Genomic DNA, 20,652 nt, shown 5'->3' on the forward strand with positions numbered 1-20,652 from the left:
CTAATCCCCCTATACATACTGCAATGGTATCTGTATCAGAACCGTAGTTCCCACACCTTCTTCTCCGTCTAATTGAAACTCTACCTGATTTTCTGTAACCAGTTTAAGACGGACACAGGCATTTAAGATTCCAACTCTTCCATTGCTCTTTAACATTTCAATATTGGCACTATTCATTTTCTTCTCCAGTACTAAAATTTTCTCCTCTTCCATTCCGGTTCCCGTATCCTCAATTTCAATGTAAAGTTTTTCATCCTGTCTGTTTATTCTCACAAATATCCATCCCGGCGATGCTTTACCCTCAATCCCATGTACACAGGCATTTTCAACAAATGTTACAATCGTTAATTTAGGAATCCTGTATGTATCACACCCTTCCTCCACATCAATGCTGTAATTTAATCTGTCCCCAAACCGGTATTTCTGAAGAGCCAGATATGCTTTTACAAATTCGATTTCATCTGTAATGCTTACGGAATCATTTCCCCATTCCACATACTGTCTCTGCATGATGGCAAGTTTTGCCACCATATCTGCTGTCTCATTTTCATTTTTCAGAATACTGTGCATTCGGATACTCTCAAGAACATTAAACAGAAAATGTGGATTGATCTGGCTGTGCAGGGCTAAAAGCTCTGCATTTTTCTGTCCTACTAACATTTCCTGTTCCCGGATCTTATTTTTATATACTGTCTGGATCAGTTCATTCGTCCTGTCTACCATGCGGTTATAATTCCGTATCATGCTGCTGATCTCATCTTTTCCACCCTCATAATACATCGGGATCAGATGATCACTGTCCACGGACTTAAATACCCTGCTGAGTTCTGTGATCCTCTTCGTAAATGACCGGTTAAAAATCTGTACAAAACAAAATGGAAAAAGAGCATTTATCATAACAAGAAGCAGCAATATTGGCATTTCATTTTTAATGCCGTTCCAAAATCCATTCTCTGCTTTTTTTACATAAATCTGCAACTCTGTCCCATAAAAATTGAATGAATGTTTATATGCATCTTTCGTATTTCCCTCTATACTCTGAAATTCATTTCCATAACTTCCATAATTGCCATTAGAAAGAACAATCCGGTCACCCTCACATACCAAAACCTCATTATCATAATTCATGTTTCTGAGTATTCGTATCATACTATTATAATCAAATTCAATTTTCAGATATTTTTCCGTACCAGCATCATAAAAATCCATCTTCTGCAGATAGATGATCCTTCTTTCTTTTGTCATCTTCGAGCTGCTGTCATCATAGACAAAAAAGATTCCCTTGCTTTTTCCACTATCCTTTAAGAGCTGGTACCCCTGTGTCCCTTTTATTTTTTTCAGGCTGTTTACACGTCCGCCATTTACAATGGTATCATTGTCCGTATACAATGTAAAAACCATATTGTTCATTCCTAATGCATTTTCTAACAATGTATTACCAAAAAACTGCTGATAAGCCGAAACATATTCCGCAGAATCCGAATATTTTTTCGACAGAAAATTATTAAAGTCCTTATTTGTATAGATACTGTTTGCGATCTCCCGTACATTTCCAGCCATACTGCTGATACTGTATTCTACCGCATTTGCGATATTTGCCATCTCATGCACTTTGCGTTCCCTGTCAAATTTACCGACCATAAAAATGACTACACTATCCGTAATGATCAATGGAATCAGAACACATAAAATATAAAATATATAAAATTTCTTTTTGATCGTAAGATTATTCATATAATGATCTATCCGATTCAATAATTTTTCCATAAAAATACCCATTCCTGCGCTGTCTTTCACATAACCGAAAGAGAGCAGACACTTTTTTGCCTGCTCTCAACGTATATATCTATTATACGCAATATTTTTATTCCCTGCAATGACATTTTATAGTGCTTTCTGAAGAAACCAGCCAAAATCTGCATGATTCTGACTTTCCACTCCGTTTGCAGATGCATACATACCGATCGTACAGCCTACAAACCCTCCGGCTTCCTCTGTTGTATACGGAAGAAGGCTGATATCTTTCGCACACAAAATCCATTCTTCTCCTGTCTGAATCCATACACATGCTTTCTGCCTGTCACACAAAATACGGATTCTGGTTATCTTTTCATTACCATCCATCGGTGTCACAGAAATGATCTTTTCCTCTCCCTGTATACAGGATGTCACTGCAAAACATTTTCTTCCATCTCTCCTCATGATCTCCATACGAAGATGGTTTGCATGATTCTGATACAATACCATACCTGCAGTTTCTTTCTCCTGCACCGGCTCAAACTCTACCCCGGTCTCGGCATAGAACTGATAACTTTTCTGCCGTATTCCAAAATAAGCACAATTGTTCTTATCTGCAATACGTTCCTTTCTGTTATAGAGTCTCAACATGCCAGCACGCTCTGTCAGGGAATAAGTCTCCCCATTTAAACTCTCAATACTTACCAGCCGCTTGTCTAACTTTGCATCCCAGAACTGGATATAATCAGAAGCACCAACCTCCTCTGTCAGCCTGCATTCTTCCATTGGAATTTCAAGTTCTTCCTCAAGATGTCCGACTCCCTCTGCAATGACCGGCCATCCGTTTTCCCATGTCACTTTTGCAAGGAATGTCTCTCTTCCCATGCTGCTGTGTCTTTCACATGGCCTTGATGCAAGCATGACAACATACCAGTTTCCATGACCATCATCCACCAGATCGCCATGACCTGCATAAACAACCGGATAATCCATTCCAAGATTACGGTGTGTAAAAACCGGGTTTCTCGGACATCCCTCAAACCATTGGAACAGCTTCTTACTTCTTGCAATACTGATACTGTGTTCCGGACCTGTCCCTCCTTCTGCATGCATCAGATAATAATATCCGTCTATTTTATAAAGGTGTGGTCCCTCCGGCCAGATCACATCCTTTACCGCACCTTTCCAGATCGCCATGCTTTCGCCTACAAGTTTCATGGTGTTAAGATCAAGCTCCTGCACCCAGATTTCCCAGTCCCCATTATACCGGACACCTTCCGGGTTCGGTCTTGTTCCGCAGTAATAACATTTTCCATCATCATCAAAGAACAGACTCGGATCGATACCCGGTGCTTCCTCTCCAAGATAATATGGATCTGACCACGGGCCTGCCGGGTTTTTGGCAGTCACAATAAAATTGCCCCCATAGCTGACATTCGTTGTTATCATATAAAATGTTCCATTATAATACCTTATCGTTGGTGCATAAATTCCTTCTGAAATTTCACTTCCTTTTACTGGAAGCTGCTCTTTTCTGTCTAAAATATTACCGATCTGTTCCCAGTGTGCAAGATCCCTGCTATGAAAAACCGGAACTCCCGGTCCATAAACAAAACTTGAATTTACAATATAATAATCCTCCCCCGCCCTGCATATAGAAGGATCAGGATAAAATCCACATAAAATCGGGTTTTTTACTGTTACCATGTCATTCTCCATTCCTGCGCTGTCTTTTGCGCACCTTTTGTCCGTGCTTATTCCACAAATCCAAATCCCAGTATCGTAAACTGTTTTTCCAGATCTTCCTCTGCGATCTCAATCCGGATTTTGTGTTCTTTTCTTTCCTTCTCCACAAAAAGTATCACCGCATTACAATGCTGCCAGTTATTGATATGGGGGTCTGCGGTAAGACAGTAATCACCATCTACATATACTTTTGCCTTTCCGACATTGACTTCTCCGGAATCCTTAAATACCAGAAGGAGCGACCGGCACCGGATCGTCATTTCAAACCAGTTTTCTTTGCTTTTTGTTCCGTCGTACATCCAGTTATATGGAAATTCCGGCGTTAATGTAAGATCGGTATCCATTTCCACACTCTGAAGCTTGGTATCTGTCCAGACAAAACCACCTTCTGAAATGTCAGCATAAGAATATGTATCCCTCTTATCGAGCAGTTTTACCTGTTCAAAATCTGCACCGATCGCAGTACCTTCGAAAAGCTGCTGCTCTAAAATTTCTTCCTCCGTCATCCCCTTGGTAAATGTATCCAGACGCGCATGTTCTGCCGCTTCACAGCGTTCAAACAGATACTGCAGACAATCTGCCATAATGGTATGTCCAATATTATCTGGGTGAAACATATCATAAAAAAACTGATTTTTCGAAAGTACTTTTCCCTCTTCCTTCTTCTTTGTAAACTGTGGCGTTACTGCATCCATGATACTTACCATCGGCAGATCATAGCGTTCTCCTACCGGCCGCAGCCTCTCCTGAAGATTCCAGTCATTTGCAAATACAGAGAATAAAAGCACGACTGCCGGTTTCCACGGAAGATTTAATACCTTCCGAACAAGACTTTCATAACAGTTTCCTTTCGTTTCATCCCCCTCATCATTGACTGCAAACTCGATGACTACAATATCCGGTTTTTCTCCATTTCTCAATACATCCCGGTCAAACCGTATCATTCCAAGCTCGGATGGTGTTCCTCCCACACCTGCTTTGATAAATTTTACATTATCCAATACAGCAAAACGTTTTTGAAATAACTGATAAGATTTATATGCATAACATTCTGTATTGATCGGCGTTGCACCTGCCCCCTGTGTAATAGATCCTCCGATATAAGCAAGTGTTACCTCTTTTCCTGCCCTGGATTTTTCAATCGCCTTCCGGATACGGTATGTATTTCCAAGATTCATTAAAGAATGACTGATCATCTCACAATACGCTTCCGAACCGGCATCCACCGCCTCATCTTTGATCTCAGGCGGTGCATCATATCCATCATTTAAATAAAAACGGACACTGAGCTTTCCCATCTGCTCCGGTGTCTGAAACACTACTTTGATCTGTCCCGGAACATCATCATCTTTTGTCCACTTTTCATCTGCCAGATAGATCTTATGTTCCATTCCGTCACAGGTTACTTCTGCCTTAAGATTTGTTCCGCCGCCATATAAATCTTTTTTTCCATACATCTGGAAAATAAAATTGACGGAGTCATTTGGATCATCCGTTTCCACGGATATCCCGATACTGTGAACAAGCTCTGCAAACCCGTCCACTGTCCCCAGCAGTTTTAATATTTTTTCATCTGTGATATTTCCAACAATCTGCGCACTGTTGATCAGACGTCCATCATTCTCATAAATAAACTGTATCCCTGTTCCGTCTTCCTGTCTTGATCCAAAAATATCTTTTTCTTTTATAATATAAAAATATGGTCTTGCCTTTTCCGGATCTTTCGGTGCTGCCGGTCCTCTCATATCAATACCCTCTCTTTATCTTTATCGTTTTCTTTTATTGTAGCAGTCCCTGCTCCTTTTTCTACCCGATAAAGTATATAAAAGCACCGCATTTATTTCACATTTTACAATTAAACATGTTCACGTATGAAATGTTTCCGCCGGTCCTAAGTAACTTTCTCTGATCCTGTATCCCTTCGGATAAATCACAAACTTTTCCAATACAAATCCGGGTGTCAGTGGATAAATACGCAAAGCATTTTCCCCTTTCTGGCAGACAACCTCTGCACATTGCTTCCGGATCTGTTCTAATACTCCCTTTGACCAGGCTTCCTCCCTGTCCCCGATACGGTAGTCCCTGTCTACTTCATTATAAATCACAGTTTCTGCTTCATTCATCTGCACACCATAGAGGATCTCATTATCCCTTGTCACCGGATTTGACGGCTGCAGATAAAATTCTATCTCATATGTACCGCCCTCTCTTAACATAAAACGATACTCCAGATAAGGTGCGTTTTCATCCAATGAAAAATATGCCGTCGAAGGAAAATATTTAACGGCTGACAATGTTTTTCCATATCCCTGCAAAATGCCAAATCCACTCTCTCCATCCGGATTTTTGATCCATGCACCAGGTTTTGCATCATAAAAATGTTCTGCCTCAATAGAAATATATCCCGCCGTATCTTCAAAAACATTTTTTGCAGACAAATATTTTTTTCTGTTTACCGGAATTTCTATCTCACACTGCCCCGCCGGAGTTTCTATCACAAGTGTTCCACTTACATTTTCTTTGTCCTGAAGGAAACTGCCCTCGTCAATCGTTATTTTAATTGTCTGTTTTTTGTGTAAAATCCCATCCACACTGCCTTCTGTGACATCTGTTTTGATCCAGTCCGTTTTTTCCTTAACAGAAAAATGGCTCTCTGTCTTACTCCTGCCATAAACGGTAACATATGCCTCCATACATTCCGGATTCCGGAAATTCTCCAGTATCATTCTGTTATCTAACCACATGCTTCCTTCGGCATGCTGGCTTGTACCATTCACTGCTACTATCACCGATGGTTTATCCAGTAATAAGACCTGCATGATAACCGGATTCTGACATTCATCCTCATTCCAGTGCGTAAACCCGATATGCTGTGAGGCTCCCATACCATACCATCTCTGCCCGTCTAACTGGTGATACCATTCGGTAAGTTTCCTGTCGCAGGAAAAACACGCTGCTGCCTCTTTCCCATAATCATTTGCAATTGCCGCCCCGATTCCGGCATAATAATGATTTAACCCGGTAAAGACCTGCATCTTCACCAGATTCATTGTCGCAACAGCGGGATAATAAATAAGTGCTGCAAACGCTGCCTGATTATCTGCAGACTCACACTTTAATTTTGTACGGACTCCTTCTGCTTTTTTTATGATATCATCTGCCTCTGACAGAATCCGTTCACTCTCCTCCTCATTGACCGGATGATAGGTATCCGCTCCCAATGCTTCTGGTCTGCGCCTGTGAATCACTTTGGTATATCCGTTTAATATCTCTGCAATTTTCTGTCTGATTTCTTCTGAAAAACTGCCAAAAGATCTTCTAACCCACTGCCTGACATACTCCTGCACACAATTTACCGCCCTGCTTCCAAAGCGCTCAAAATCATAAGCCATATCCATAAGAAAAGACAATGGAAGTTCCTGCGTTGCAATATCACCGACATTGACCATCCATAATCTCCTGACACCAAAATCATACGCCATACTCATCTGTTCCCATATTTTAGGAAGATAGGAACTGTTGATCCATTCATAGGAAACCGGCCACCCATGATAATCCAGATGATAATACATCCCATATCCGCCCTTATGTTTCCTCATCTCTTCTGTTGGAAGCGTTCTTAAATTTCCATAATTATCGTCACAGAGCATCAAAATAATATCTTCCAGTTCCGGTTCCTTTAAAAGTCCCGCCGTATCTTCTGTTCCGTAAAAGAACTCCTCCACCTCTTTATAAAGTGCAAGCATCCGCGGTACTTTTTCTAAATCCTTATTTACATTTTCCCGGATCAGTTGATTCTGTACCCTAAGAACCTCCCGTAACAGCGCAATATTATCCGCAACCGCAGCATTCTCTCCAAGGATTGCCGTGTCAGCCTCTCCACGCATTCCCACAGTTATGACATTTTCAAACTGTCCGCTCCGTTTTAATCCGTCCTCCCAGAACCGTATAATTCCATCCCTGTTTGTCCGAAAATTCCATGCATCACCATAAACAGAACCTTTCCCGCGGAGATATTTATACTCTTCTCCCTGTCTTAAACAGGGCTCATGGTGTGACATTCCCATAATAACGCCATATTCATCTGCTAAAATGGCATTCTTAAGGCCAGGTCCGTCATCCTCAAATCTTGCACTCCACATCGCCGGCCACAGATAATTGCCTTTCAGACGAAGAAGCAGCTCAAAAATATGCTCATACATATCTGCACCAAAACCGCCAAAATGATGCATACACCAGTTTCCGAACGCAGGCCACTCATCATTGATAAAAAATCCCCGGTATTCTACTGACGGTTCTTTTGAAACACACTCCATATCCCACGCAAGAATAATTTTGTCTCTATGGCAGGGTTTTATCCCACACCAGTCAACAAATGGAGAAACTCCCATCTGCTCGGAAAGGTGAAACAAACCATATATCGTTCCCCGCTTGTCACTGCCTGCGATCACTAAAAGATGTGGATTTTCACTGTCTTTTTTCTCTGGAAACGCAAAACAGTAACATTCTCTTTTCCCTTCTATTTGATCAAGTGGAATCCTTCGTCTTATCTCTTCTTTTTCCAGAACTGCGCTTTTGCCTATCGTTGCTGCCACAACTGTTAATTCATCCGGCACCCGTAACATATCTTCTGTGATATTTTCTGCTGCCAGATATTCCGTTTTTCTTCCAGTCACAAGTTCTGCATCCTTCGCTACTTTTTCTGCGATCTTAATGACACCTGAATAAGCACTCTGTTCTACGATCAGTCTCATTTTATCTCTCCATAAACACTGCCAGCCGGTGTCTGAAAGCAGTCCAGTTTTCCCCTTTCATCCGCTCTATTACTTTCATTTCTTCGCAGACACCATACTTATTTAAGACTTCATTTATCTGCTCCTTTGATGCATCTTCATTCACCATAATTAATAGCTGCTTTACTCCGTCTTTTTCTGTGCTGATGCGGTCAGCTATATTGGCTGCCTTTCCCTGATGCAGAAAACAGGATGCCGTCTCATCCATAAGTGCCTTTAACAGGATGACATTTTCCCGGTTCTGCACTGTTTTAGAATCCCCTGCAGATGTGTAAGTATAGATCATATCAACTCTGTCTGCTTCCTTATGATAAAAATAGTGGATGTGTATCTGCCCATGCGGCACATCTGCCAGTTCTGCCAGTGAAAAATCCGTCTCTTCCATTTCCAGATAATTTACTGCTGTTCCATCCTCATACCCCACCGGTGCATCCGGATTCAGAACTGCTGTTCCATTTACAGAAAACCATACTCTGTGATATCCACCTGTGATATTTTTCACTACTTTTGTCCAATATCCTTCTTTCTTTTGCGACCGCTCTAATGCCTGCTCCTCGCAGCCATCTACCTTTACGGTCACCTTTGACGCCTCCGGTGCATAAAAATTAAATTCTGCCATCCCCGGTTCTAAAACAACGACACCGTGCAAAACATCCGGGTATACTCCTGCCGGTTTTCCATCTTTATCTGTTTCAAACTGAATCTGACGATACACCGGATCAAAGAAAAGCATCTGTTCTTCTTTCGTCTGGATCTTCAACTGTGTATCTTCCACTTTTACATCTTCCATACATGCAATATCTGCCATCTCAGAGGAATCCCACCGGAAAAGCAGCTGCACAAAATCATATAGACTTTTTCTCCAGACATGCCATTCATGATAACCCTCATAAACAAAAGTTTTGCAAGGTTTTCCTGCCTGGATCAACTTTTTTTGCATCTCATCCATACCGTGTCTGATTTCTTTTTCTTCACTGCCGCAGGATAAAAATACTTCTTCCAGCTGATGCTCATTCTGACAGATCCGCTCAACCTCATGAAGCGCAACACCGGAAAAAACTCCTAATGCCGAAAACAGCTCCATATGTTTCGCCACGCTGTCAGTCGCCTGTGCAGAACCTAATGACAATCCTGCCAGTGCCCTGTTATTTCTGCCTTTTTTCGTCCGGAAATGTTTTTCTATATAAGGAATTATATTATATATCAGTTCCCGGTCAAAATCCCCAGGATAAAATACCGGTTTTTCATCTTTATAAAATGCATAACCACAGCCTGCAACAACAATCATCCGTGCGCATTTTTTTTCTGCGATCAGATTATCCATAATATAATTCATTTTTCCCTGCCAGATCCATCCGGTCTCATTCTCCCCAACCCCATGCTGCAGATATAAAACCGGATAGGTTTCATCCAGATCCTGTTCATAACCATACGGCGTATAAACATAACATTCCTTCAGATGTCTGCTTACCTCTGATACATATTTACAGATATGCACTGTACCATGTGGAACTTCCTTCGCATAATAAAAATCTACACCGTCTTCCGGTATCTCAAACGTGTTAATCGGTGTAAAACAGCCATAGGATATTCCTGCATCCGGGTTACAGACACGCTCGCCATCCACAAACCAGAAATAGTAATGCATTGCCCAGTGCATCTTAGGTACTGTTCTACAAAATCCTCCCCTTCCATCTGACTCCAGTGTAATTTTCTCATTTGAAAAATAACCGCCTGCACCTGCAACCTGTACCTCTTTTGCATTCGGTGCATACATGCAAAAAGTAACCGTACCATCTTCATGTACGGTTACTGGTCTTCTTTTCCCCGCCATATCCTTTCCTACCGGATACTGTTCTAATCCCCCGTTTTTTACCATAACCCCTCATTTCTGCTTCCTAATCAGAGATATCCTGTTCCACTCTTTTATTTACCTCTGACTGCAGATCTTCAAGATATGCAGCCGGATCACATGCGTTATACTCCTGCATATAATTTTCCCATGCAGTATCGAAATCATCTGCCATGATAACCTGCGGAAGCCATTTATGTTTTACCTCATCTAACTGTTCCCTGATCTGCCCTGCCTGTGAATTAACTGACAGTGCTGTTGTGTAAGAATACATCGGATACCAGGCGCCAGGCGCTTCATTTGTTCCAAGCATCTCAACATAATTTGTAACCCCATAAGCCTCAAAACATTCTCTCACATCCTGTGGCTGATTTTTCAAAAACTCCGCTGACTGATATTCCATGGAAAATGCATTTTTCCCATCCGGCAGAAGTCCTTCTACTTTTGGAAAATAAGAATAAGAACAGAAATGATTTTCTGCAGTCTCCTGATCGCTCCGTCTCTCTCCCTGTTCTTCATTCATATAAAACATGCCATTCTCATCAACAGAATAATCAATTCCCTCTTCTCCCCAGAAACGTAACTTAACAATCTCCGGTTCCATCAGATCACTGATAAACTGCATGGCTCCATCAATATCCTGACAGGATACTGTAATGGATAATCCCGTCGAACTGTCAAGTTCTGCGGAACGTGTCACATGCCATTTATTTTTGATTCCTTCCTCACGTGTAATTGGCAGAGGGACATAATCACACCCTAAATCCCGCAACCCGTTCTGGTCATAGACACCCACGATTGCATAATAAAACTGCCACCACTGATCCGGCATGCCACACACAGCACCCGTAGACAGCTTTTTCAGATAATCATCATAAGTTGCAGTAAAAGATTCTGCATCCAGAATCCCTTTATGAAATTCTTCGTTCAGCTTTTTAAAGTACCACTGTGCCGTATCTGTCGTATTATAATCCACTACCTGCAGCGTATCAGGATCAACAATACAGCTTCCATCATTCGGATAACCATCCAGAAACTGCGGCACATTTTCCAGACAGAAATATCTCCATCCATCACACAGCACCGTAAACGGAATATTTTTCGTTCCATCCTCCATCGCAGGATTTGCTGCAACATAGCGTTCGATCAGATCAAAATATTCATCTACGGTATGAATCTTCGGATATCCTGCCCATTTCAATACTCTTGTCTGTATCCAGAATGCCTCTCCGGTATGTGTTACCTCCACATCTTCCCCATGGGATACTCCAAATTGCGGAATCCAGTAAATATGACCGTCTGCCTGCCGGAATCTGTCCCACTGTTCCTTAGTCAGATATCCTTTGATATTCGGATATTTATCCCAATATTCATCTAATGGTATCAATGCATTTGCTTCATATAAACTGACCTCTCCTGATATAAAATCCGGATATTCCCCATTCACTATATAAGCATTCAATGCATTTTCCTTTGTCTGCCCGACAAGCCATATTTCCTCACAATCTGCACCTGTCAGCTGTGCGATCTTCTGCCGGATTTCGTTATTTGGTTCTAACGTATCTCCTTCTACCGAAAAAAAAGCGGTAAAATGTTTTATATTTTTATCCGGTACACTGCTCCCTTTTGAAACATGTACCAGACCTGCCATACATACAACTACACAAAGTGCTGCTATCACTCTTTTTTTCATAATATATAAATTCCTTTTTCGTTTTTATAAATGTTTATTATAGGAAATTTACATATTAAAGTAAAGGATAACTTATGTATTGTCGTCAAACGTAAAAGATTTTAAATCTGCAGTACCTTCTCCGCGAAATGTCAGATAAAGTGCCTGTACTCCATCCTCTATTTTCACAGGTGCCTCATAGTTTTCCCACACATTTGTAAACTCAACAGGAATCTTTCCACAGACAGGACCATCCCATACAGTCCGGACCTCAAATTCTCCTCTTGCATATCCTCTGACACAGATTCCTAATTTTTTGATTCCTTTACAGGAAAAATACTTAAATCCTGCTGTTGCATGATCTGTCATATTTGTAATATAGGCAGGGACATAATCACCATCACACCCGTCCTGCATAATATACGGCTGTTTTTCCCCACCGACATACATTTCTTCTTTGTCCGTAAAAAGGTTGCATGCGATATAAGACGGATATGTCCCTTCTCCTCTTAAGGGACTTCCGTTTAGTCCACAGGATGTCATCTCTGCCTGACAGATACGTTCTCCCTGAAATACGATCGGTTCTGCGCATCCCTGCCTGCAATACCAGGAATGATTTGTATGCCTGTGATAAAAAATATACCACTGATCCATGATATCTATGATGCTTCCATGATTATTTGCACCATATGCCACAGGTTTTTCCGCCGGTTTTCCATTTGTAATGCCAACGTCACAGTTGCTGACGATCACGCCTCCATAAGTAAAACCTTCCAGAGGATTTTTACTGACTGCATAACAAAGTTCATGCATCACAACAGAAGAATATATCAGATAGTAATAATCTCCCTTTTTCCGGATTGACGGTGCCTCAAAAAATTCATGTTCTTCAAATCCGGTTCCTTTTCCGTAAACATGATTTGGCAGAACGATCCGGGGTTCTTCTATGACCGTCAGCATATCCTTACCAAGTGCCATTCCCATAGCACCGTGCCTTGACGCATCATTCGCCGCACAAAATCCTGTATAGAGATACGTTTTATCGCCCTCTGTCAGTACAGCCGGATCAAACTGCGGTTCATCCTGACTGCGCTCCCCGATCCGGTTTCCGTTTTTATCATGCACATACCCATAAAACTTATACGGGCCATCCGGTTTTTCTGCTACTGCCACAGATACAACAGATACCTTATCCAGAACATAATATAAATAATATCTTCCATCTGCCCCTCTTGTCACATCCGGTGCATACAGACACATTTTCCCGTCTTTGTTCAAAGGATCGTCTGTTTTCCGGTAAATGGTTCCACTACAGTGCCATTCCCCCAGACTGTCTAACGGCGCAGACCAGCACACATAATCATTCAGGCAGAACACATGCCCATTGTATCTGTCATGTGATCCAAAGACATAAACTCTGTCCCCGAAAACATATGGTTCACCATCCGGGATATATTCCCACGATGGCAGATATGGATTATATACCTGTTTTTTCATTTCCATCCCCATTCCTGTATAAAACATCATTTCTGATAGATCCGGTAATTTCCGGAAAGTGCGAGCATTGCAAACATATAAAGGAAATTATCATAATATCTTCTGTCTCCGGTACGAAGCGGCGTATCCCACAGACGATCCACACATTCTTTCACATATGGCCCGTCTGCCGCTAAAGATGCCTGTGCATTTACTGCAACAATGGCAACCGGATGAAGTGCCTTCTCCTCTAATCTTGTTCCATCGGTCAGAAATACTCCGTCCCAGTGTTCCTTCTGCTCGGCACAGTAAAAGTTCTGTAATCTGTTTGCGATCTCAACCTGCCAGGGATCTTTTTCAAACCAGAGATGATCCATGCCTATATTTGCAATGGTACGGTAAGCATCACTGTAATACCAGTCATGACGTCCGAAAATTTCCTGATGCCCAATATGAGGCTTTCCATCATAATCCGCATACTCGGCAGACAATCCGGTCTTCGGATGGCATGCCAAATGCAGATAACCTCTGCTTGCCTCCGCTGCCTGTTCCCAGAATGTCCGGTCACAGGGATCTGCATTTTTTGCAAATAACTCATAAAAATGCGGCAGATGATAGGATGGATCAGAAAAATCAAATCCCGGCACAAATTTGATCAGTTTGTTTGATGGCTCCCACATTGGCTCTCCCGGATGTGATGCTTCCCCTTTGTGGACACATTCTCTTAATATCGCTTTTGCCTCTGCGCCGTAATTAAAAATTCCTTCTCCGTCTCCCCAGCGTGCAGACGCAAAAAACAGTGCCATTGCAAAATATTCTTCTCCATCCGGAGCAGGACCGTCTGCATTCTTACTTCCATCTAACCCGCAGGACCAGACAAAATAATTTTTATTTGGTCCGTTTTCAATATACATATAAGTGCGTACCCACTTCCAGAGACGATCAAATTCTTCCTTTTTATTCATCTGTACGCAGACCATCATCCCATAGGACATGCCTTCGGTACGGACATCATGGTTTCCGGTATCCTCCATATAAGCCATGTCATCTCCCACTTCATGGTAAAACCTTTCCTCCTCTTTTCCATAAAAAATGGTTTCAAATGTCTGCTCTACTCTTTTTGTTATCTCATCCTCAGAATATCCGCACTCTTTAAAAACATTGCGGTATTTTCCTGTCAAAACTGCTCCTGCCATTTTAATCTCCATTCCTGCCGCTTTCCAGGGCATTTTTAGTTTGTGCTCCGGCACAAATTCTGCACAGCCTGATCTTCTATCCTTTACTCTTTGACACCGCCAAGGGTAAGTCCTGTCACAAAGTATTTCTGTAAAAACGGATAAATACAGATGATAGGAAGCATGGTGATAATGGTTGCTGCAGCACGAACAGAAGTTGGTGTAACGGTTCCTACTGCATTTTTCATAGCCTCTGCGTTGGTTCCCTGGTTTGTTACGGATGATAATAATTTCATTAACTCATACTGAAGCGTTGTTAAGTTATCACTCATACGGTTATATAACATTGCATCAAACCATGAGTTCCACTGCCCGACTGCAACAAATAATGCAACTGTCGCATATACCGGTTTACACAGCGGAGAATAAATTTTTAAGAAAATCGTTGTATATCCCGCACCATCTAACTGCGCAGATTCCTCTAAACTGTCAGGTATACCATTCATATATGTACGGATGACAAGCATATTAAATGCACTTACCATGCCCGGAATTACATAAACCCAAAAACTGTTTGTAAGTCCAAGTCCTTTGTATAAAAGGAAGGTCGGAATCAGTCCACCATTTACATACATGGTGATAACCCAGAAAAGAGATACTTCTTTTTTGAATAAAAATCTTTTTCTGCTGACGATAAATGCAAGAATCGCATTTGCGATCAGTGCAAGAACCGTACCGATGATCGTTCTTGCGACTGTAATATAAGCTCCGGTGATCAGATTATCTTTCTGAAGCACAGTCGTATAGTTTTTCCATGTAAACTTTCTCGGTAACAGATAAATCCCGCCTCTTAAGGCATCTGTTCCATCGTTTAATGAAATTGCCAATGTATTTAATACCGGATACAGGGTAATGATCACAAACAGGATCATTATGACCGCATTTACGATCGGAAATACCTGTATCTTTTTTGTTTTCTTTCTTTTTTGTGTCTTTGCCATGACCAAAACCTCCTAGAATAACTGTTCCTCTCCATTTCGTTTTGCAATCTGGTTTGCAATTACGATCAGAATAATACTTACAAGACTCTTGAAGATACCTGCTGCAGTACCGATTGCATAATCTCCCTGACTGATACCCCATTTTAATACATAAATGTCAATGGTCTGGGATACTTTCTGTACAAGTCCGTTTCCTAACAGATACTGAATCTCAAATCCTGCATTTAAGACATTTCCTACATTCATTAAAAGTAAAATAATAATAGTTGGTTTGATTCCCGGCAGAGTAACATATTTAATTTTCGCCCATCTTCCGGCACCATCAATCGCTGCTGCTTCATAAAGTGACGGGTCGATCGCTGTGATCGCTGCCAAATAAATGATCGCATTCCATCCTGTTTCTTTCCAGACATTTGCAAATGCAACGATCGGCCAGAAATATCCCGGATGTGCAAAAAAGTTGATCGGCTGTTCTATCAGATGTAAATTTACAAGCATTTCATTTATGATTCCGGTTCCGGAAAGCATATCATGTAAAATACCTGTTACAATGATCCAGGAAAGAAAGTGCGGCAGATAAGATATCGTCTGTACCACTTTTTTCCCGCCTTTTGTGACCATCTCATTTAATAAAATTGCAAATGCGATCGCTGTCACAAATGTTACCACAAGGTTAATAACACCCATTGCAAGTGTATTTCTGATTACCCGGATAAAAGTCATATCCGAGAATAACATTTTAAATTTGTCTAATCCGACAAATTGTGAATGGAGGATACCAAGCTTTGGTTTGTAATTCTGGAATGCCATTGCCCATCCTGCCAGTGGCAGATAATAAAATATCACTCCATAGATGACAAGGATCGCAGCCCAGAACAGTAAAACTTTCTGCCTCTTGATCTCTTTCCATGTAATTTTAGTCCGGTTCTCTTTTATTTTTTCTTTTGATTTTGTTCTCGCTAACGACATGACTTCACCCCTTAAAAAAATGGGCAGATGTTTTCCATCTGCCCGTTTTTAAATTATATTTCTTCTCTTATTTGAACTGAGCAGCCTGTTCCATTCTTGTATCAAGTTCTGTCTGTAATTCACTAAGGAAATCTTCCGGCTGACATGCATTATATGCATCCATGTAAGCTGCCCATGCACTGTCAAAATCATCTGCCATGACAACCTGTGGAAGCTGTTCATGTTTTACTTCACCAATCTTTGTCCATGCCATACCACCCGGTGTACTTGTCGTAAAGTTATTTGAGAAAGACCACATCGGATACCAGTCACCAGGAGCCTCATTTGTTCCGAGCATCTCTACATAAGTTTCTACGCCATATGCTTCAAATGCTTTTTTTACATCTTCATTTAAACCATCAAAGAATTCGTTTGCCTGTCCTTCCGGTTTGTTTGCATTGATTCCGTCATCACTTGTTCCACTGTACTGTGGGAAGTATGAGTATGAGCATAAATGTGATGCTTTGTATGCTGTATCAGAAGCCTGTATTCTCTGATCATCATTTCTGATAAACTCGCCGTTTTCATCTACCTGATAATCAACACCTTCAACACCCCAGAAACGAAGGTTATGTGTATCCTGATCTAAAAGATCACTGACAAATTTAGCTGCTGCATCCGGATCTTCACATCCTGTTGTGATAGCAAGACCTGTTGCTTCATTGAAAGCTCCGCCTGAGTTATGCCACTGGTTTTTCACACTCTCATCAATTGTGACCGGAAGTGGAATGTAATCACAGCCCTGTTTATCTAAGCCTGCCTGTTTTAATGCATCACCTGCTGTGTAAGCGAAATCCCACCACTGATCGATCATACCAAGAACACGTCCGGTAGAAAGTTTCGCGATATACTCATCATATGTCTGTGTAAAAGATTCCGGGTCTACGATACCTTTTTTGTACTCCTCATTTAATTTTTTAAAGTATTTCACTGCTGTATCAGATGTATTGTAGTCAAGTACTGTAAGTGTATCCGGATCTACCATACAGCTTCCATCGTTTGGATATCCATCAAGGAACTGTGGTGCATTCTCTAAGCAGAAATATCTCCAGTCATCGCAGAGAATAGTATAGGGAATATTTGCTGTTCCATCCTCCATGGTAGGATTTGCATCATTATATGCTTCGATCAGATCAAAATACTGATCCATGGTTCTTATTTCCGGGTAGCCTGCCCACTCTAAAACTCTTGCCTGGATCCAGAATGCCTCATCATTATGTGTACAAACTTTTTCTTCATTTTTAATGCAGCTAAACTGTGGAATCCAGTAAATATGTCCATCATCCTGACGAAGTTTTTCCCACTCTAAATCTGTGAAAAGGTTTTTGATATTTGGATACTGCTCAATGTAATCATCCAGTGGAATCAATGCATCTGCTTCATATAACTGCATCTGTCCACTTCCACCTTCAATAAAGTCCGGATATTCGCCACCGGCAATCATTGTTCCGACTGCCTCATCTGCTGTCTGTCCGGTAAGCCATGTCTCCTTTACCTTCACCCCTGTTTTTTCTGCAATGATCTGCTGGATCTCATTGTCATCATTGATCTCAGATCCCGGTACTGCAAAGAATGCTGTAAACTCTTTCACATCACCATTTTCTGTTCCTGCATCTGCAGAACTTTCTGTTCCCGCAGCAGAAGATCCTGCATTTGAGGTCTTTCCGTTATTTCCGCTGTTGCCACCGCATCCGGCGAAAAGTGTTGCTGTCATTGCTGTGATCAATAACATGCTTACAAGTTTTTTTCTTTTCATATTGTAATTACCTCCCTTTCGATAAGACTATTTTACCTTTTCCTGCCGTACAAACAATCAGACTAAGTATAGTAAAAAGCAGGGTAAATTATAGATATTCGGATAGAACGACAAAGAAGTGCCCTGCTTCTCTGCTCATAATCCTCTTTCATCTGCTCATTAAATATGGCATATGGTTTCACATACTGATTCGGGATATAGGTTTTTGCAAGTTTGGCACGGTCACACATATCTGACACCTGCAATGTAATATCTTCCGGTACATAATAAATCCCTCATCTGCCATACAGATCGATCCTTATATCCTGCTTATCATAAATTCTATGTAAAAGCTGTGGTAACTTATCCAGATTAAGATTCTTACAGTCAACAAGCATCACAAACTTATCTGCTTCTGTCCGCGCAAGCGCAAGTGGTTTTAAAAAACTTGTCTGGTATGCGTTTGCCACATCATTTCTTTGATATAAGGGCACCAGTCTTTCTGATAGAGGGAGTCTTTAAAGGTATTCCAGCAAAAGGATGTTTCCTGCCTGTAGAAAGAAACGGGTACTTTCAGAACATCTGACTGGTACAGGACATTCAGATGGTATAGGAATTTTCCCTTAAATTTATCCCGTAACACAAACACGGGGATAAAAAACTTTCCTTTTGATTTACGGATCTTCCCATCCGGTGTAATGCCGCCGCCGGATACGATGCAGTGCATATGTACATGATAATCAAGTGTCTGGTTCCAGGTGTGGAGAACCTGAATAATCCCGGGTGTCGCACCGAGATACTTTTTGTCGGCAGACAATTCCAAAAGTGTCTCGGCGGAACATCTGTGAAGAAGACCGTATAAAAGCTTCTGATTGTTATAGAGAAGCGGACTTAATTCGTGTGGAAGTGTAAAGACCACATGAAAATACGGCGAGTCAATGACTTCGGCTCTGCGTTTATCCACCCAGAGTTCTTTTTTGACAGCCTGACAGTTCGGGCAGTTGCGGTATGTTTGCCGTTGACAGCCAGATGAACATAGATGGTTGTGGATTCCAGAGATTTATGACCAAGCAGGGTTTTTATGGTCATAAGATCAGCACCGTTTTCATAGAGGTGTGCTCCAAAAGCATGTCGGAAAGAATGACAGGTAAGGCGTTTTGACCATCCGAGTTCTGCCTCATGTTTTGCGATATGTCTGGAGAGCTAAAAGGTGTCAATGGGTTTTGAAGAATCTCTCTGTTTTGGAAAAAGGTAGCCGGCAGGTCTTCCACAGGCAAACCAGTACTCGGTAAGAATGTCAAGCGCCTGTTTGGAAAGAATGGCATAACGGTCAGAGCGGTTTTTACCATGAGTGATGTGGATGCGCATATTTTTCCGTTGAATGTCTTCATAACGGAGATTGCAGACTTCACCAATGCGAAGACCGGAAGAATACATGAGAGCAACCATAGCTTTCGGTTTGAGATCGGTCATGGTAGAGATAAAGATTTTGGTTTCTTCTTTTGTAGGGACAAATGGCAGATAGGTATCAAATTTCCGCATAGGAAGCTGTGTGTCATCCCAGGGCTTATGAAGAACGTAAAGAGTGAAAAAAAGCAGTTGGGAAATGGCAACATTGATCGTACGATCAGAAAGATTCCGTTCCTTTTGAAGGATCTCAAGAAACCGCCGCTGATCTTTGTAAGAGACCTGTGAAGGCGTTTTGTGAAGGGTATTCCCGATATGATCGAGATAAGCAGAAATATAAGTCTGGTAAGATTTCATTGTATGGTCGGTAAGACCACGAAGAGAAATCATTTTTGGGTAGCGTTTTAAATAATCCATGAAATAACCTCCTGAAATAAGTGAAAGATAAAGTAACATCACAAAAACAGGTGGTGATCTGGATAAAAAATAAGATATGTAATTGTTAAGTCTAAAAAAACATGATAAAATACGCATAGCAGTTTTGGTTGTTATGTGGTTGTTTGAGTGTGGTAACTTAACAATACAACATAAATACAAAAACTGCTATTTTTTATAAAAGTGGTAATTTTTACGTAACTGGGGCTAGCCGTCGCGCTAGCGACTTGGTACAATTGGCGACAAGTACGGCGTATCAGACGGAATGTTGTAATTCCCTGTTATCACTTGGTATGATATAATTGCGGTGGTCATTCCGTTTTCATCGACACCGTTGTAATTCCCTGTTATCACTTGGTATGATATAATCATACCCGTACCGATATTTGAAAGTATGTTGTTGTAATTCCCTGTTATCACTTGGTATGATATAATCCACTGTTTCATTTTCAATGATTCAGTTGTGTTGTAATTCCCTGTTATCACTTGGTATGATATAATACAAGACCAATACCGGCACCAACAACGCTTGTTGTAATTCCCTGTTATCACTTGGTATGATATAATGTCAACACCTCTTTCAATTTATTCTGCAATGTTGTAATTCCCTGTTAT

12 protein-coding genes, 2 pseudogenes and 1 CRISPR repeat array (1 of these 15 cut by a window edge) are annotated in these 20,652 nt (G+C 41.2%); all 14 genes and pseudogenes read right to left on the reverse strand.

The window, feature by feature from the left end; genetic code table 11:
• Positions 1–9: 9 nt before the first annotated feature.
• The 14 genes and pseudogenes from H8S51_RS14590 to H8S51_RS14655 all read right to left on the reverse strand — a co-directional run bounded on the left by H8S51_RS14590 (position 10) and on the right by H8S51_RS14655 (position 20,136).
• Positions 10–1,767 (reverse strand): sensor histidine kinase, encoded by a 1,758-nt coding sequence (locus tag H8S51_RS14590; protein ID WP_118210368.1) that lies wholly within the window; start codon positions 1,765–1,767, stop codon positions 10–12.
• A gap of 117 nt (positions 1,768–1,884) precedes the next feature.
• Positions 1,885–3,444: a glycoside hydrolase family 43 protein gene (locus H8S51_RS14595; RefSeq protein WP_186899589.1), complete on the reverse strand. Its 1,560-nt coding sequence runs from the start codon at positions 3,442–3,444 to the stop codon at positions 1,885–1,887.
• Between the two features lie 47 nt (positions 3,445–3,491).
• Positions 3,492–5,228, reverse strand: a complete 1,737-nt coding sequence (locus H8S51_RS14600; RefSeq protein WP_117921930.1) for an SGNH/GDSL hydrolase family protein — start codon at positions 5,226–5,228, stop codon at positions 3,492–3,494.
• Between the two features lie 120 nt (positions 5,229–5,348).
• The gene (locus tag H8S51_RS14605; protein WP_186899588.1) at positions 5,349–8,237 is read right to left on the reverse strand and encodes a glycosyl hydrolase 115 family protein; all 2,889 of its coding nucleotides are present in this window, start codon (positions 8,235–8,237) and stop codon (positions 5,349–5,351) included.
• A 1-nt stretch (position 8,238) separates the two neighbouring features.
• Positions 8,239–10,155: an alpha/beta hydrolase-fold protein gene (locus H8S51_RS14610; RefSeq protein ID WP_186899587.1), complete on the reverse strand. Its 1,917-nt coding sequence runs from the start codon at positions 10,153–10,155 to the stop codon at positions 8,239–8,241.
• A 19-nt stretch (positions 10,156–10,174) separates the two neighbouring features.
• Complete coding sequence (locus H8S51_RS14615; RefSeq protein WP_186899586.1) at positions 10,175–11,821, reverse strand: type 2 periplasmic-binding domain-containing protein; 1,647 nt, start codon at positions 11,819–11,821, stop codon at positions 10,175–10,177.
• A gap of 72 nt (positions 11,822–11,893) precedes the next feature.
• Complete coding sequence (locus H8S51_RS14620) at positions 11,894–13,297, reverse strand: family 43 glycosylhydrolase (RefSeq protein ID WP_186899585.1); 1,404 nt, start codon at positions 13,295–13,297, stop codon at positions 11,894–11,896.
• Positions 13,298–13,323: 26 nt separating this feature from the next.
• The gene (locus H8S51_RS14625; RefSeq protein WP_117921955.1) at positions 13,324–14,472 is read right to left on the reverse strand and encodes a glycosyl hydrolase family 8; all 1,149 of its coding nucleotides are present in this window, start codon (positions 14,470–14,472) and stop codon (positions 13,324–13,326) included.
• 83 nt (positions 14,473–14,555) lie between these two features.
• On the reverse strand, positions 14,556–15,452 hold the full coding sequence (locus H8S51_RS14630; protein ID WP_117921926.1) for a carbohydrate ABC transporter permease: 897 nt from the start codon (positions 15,450–15,452) through the stop codon (positions 14,556–14,558).
• Between the two features lie 12 nt (positions 15,453–15,464).
• Positions 15,465–16,421, reverse strand: a complete 957-nt coding sequence (locus H8S51_RS14635) for an ABC transporter permease (protein WP_186899584.1) — start codon at positions 16,419–16,421, stop codon at positions 15,465–15,467.
• Positions 16,422–16,488: 67 nt separating this feature from the next.
• Positions 16,489–18,216: a type 2 periplasmic-binding domain-containing protein gene (locus H8S51_RS14640; protein ID WP_186899583.1), complete on the reverse strand. Its 1,728-nt coding sequence runs from the start codon at positions 18,214–18,216 to the stop codon at positions 16,489–16,491.
• Between the two features lie 275 nt (positions 18,217–18,491).
• Positions 18,492–18,665, reverse strand: coding sequence for a hypothetical protein (locus H8S51_RS14645; RefSeq protein WP_186899582.1), 174 nt, complete (start codon positions 18,663–18,665; stop codon positions 18,492–18,494).
• Positions 18,666–18,670: 5 nt separating this feature from the next.
• A pseudogene (locus tag H8S51_RS14650) lies at positions 18,671–19,201 on the reverse strand (IS91 family transposase); the annotation flags it as partial.
• Positions 19,087–20,136: pseudogene (locus H8S51_RS14655) on the reverse strand (tyrosine-type recombinase/integrase). The pseudogenes H8S51_RS14655 and H8S51_RS14650, both read right to left, overlap by 115 nt.
• 168 nt (positions 20,137–20,304) lie before the next feature.
• A CRISPR array of direct repeats spans positions 20,305–20,652; the repeat unit is 36 nt; unit sequence GTTGTAATTCCCTGTTATCACTTGGTATGATATAAT (it continues 150 nt past the right edge of the window).

The sequence above is a fragment of the Roseburia rectibacter genome (assembly GCF_014287515.2).
GTDB lineage: Bacteria > Bacillota > Clostridia > Lachnospirales > Lachnospiraceae > Roseburia > Roseburia rectibacter.

Bases quoted from the DNA above. Each gene is read 5' to 3' on its own strand.
- H8S51_RS14615 (WP_186899586.1), bottom strand. From the start codon at position 11,821: ATGAAAAAAAGAGTGATAGCAGCACTTTGTGTAGTTGTATGTATGGCA.
- H8S51_RS14640 (WP_186899583.1), bottom strand. From the start codon at position 18,216: ATGAAAAGAAAAAAACTTGTAAGCATGTTATTGATCACAGCAATGACA.
- H8S51_RS14595 (WP_186899589.1), bottom strand. From the start codon at position 3,444: ATGGTAACAGTAAAAAACCCGATTTTATGTGGATTTTATCCTGATCCT.
- H8S51_RS14605 (WP_186899588.1), bottom strand. From the start codon at position 8,237: ATGAGACTGATCGTAGAACAGAGTGCTTATTCAGGTGTCATTAAGATC.
- H8S51_RS14625 (WP_117921955.1), bottom strand. From the start codon at position 14,472: ATGGCAGGAGCAGTTTTGACAGGAAAATACCGCAATGTTTTTAAAGAG.
- H8S51_RS14610 (WP_186899587.1), bottom strand. From the start codon at position 10,155: ATGGTAAAAAACGGGGGATTAGAACAGTATCCGGTAGGAAAGGATATG.
- H8S51_RS14590 (WP_118210368.1), bottom strand. From the start codon at position 1,767: ATGGAAAAATTATTGAATCGGATAGATCATTATATGAATAATCTTACG.
- H8S51_RS14620 (WP_186899585.1), bottom strand. From the start codon at position 13,297: ATGAAAAAACAGGTATATAATCCATATCTGCCATCGTGGGAATATATC.
- H8S51_RS14600 (WP_117921930.1), bottom strand. From the start codon at position 5,228: ATGAGAGGACCGGCAGCACCGAAAGATCCGGAAAAGGCAAGACCATAT.
- H8S51_RS14630 (WP_117921926.1), bottom strand. From the start codon at position 15,452: ATGGCAAAGACACAAAAAAGAAAGAAAACAAAAAAGATACAGGTATTT.
- H8S51_RS14635 (WP_186899584.1), bottom strand. From the start codon at position 16,421: ATGTCGTTAGCGAGAACAAAATCAAAAGAAAAAATAAAAGAGAACCGG.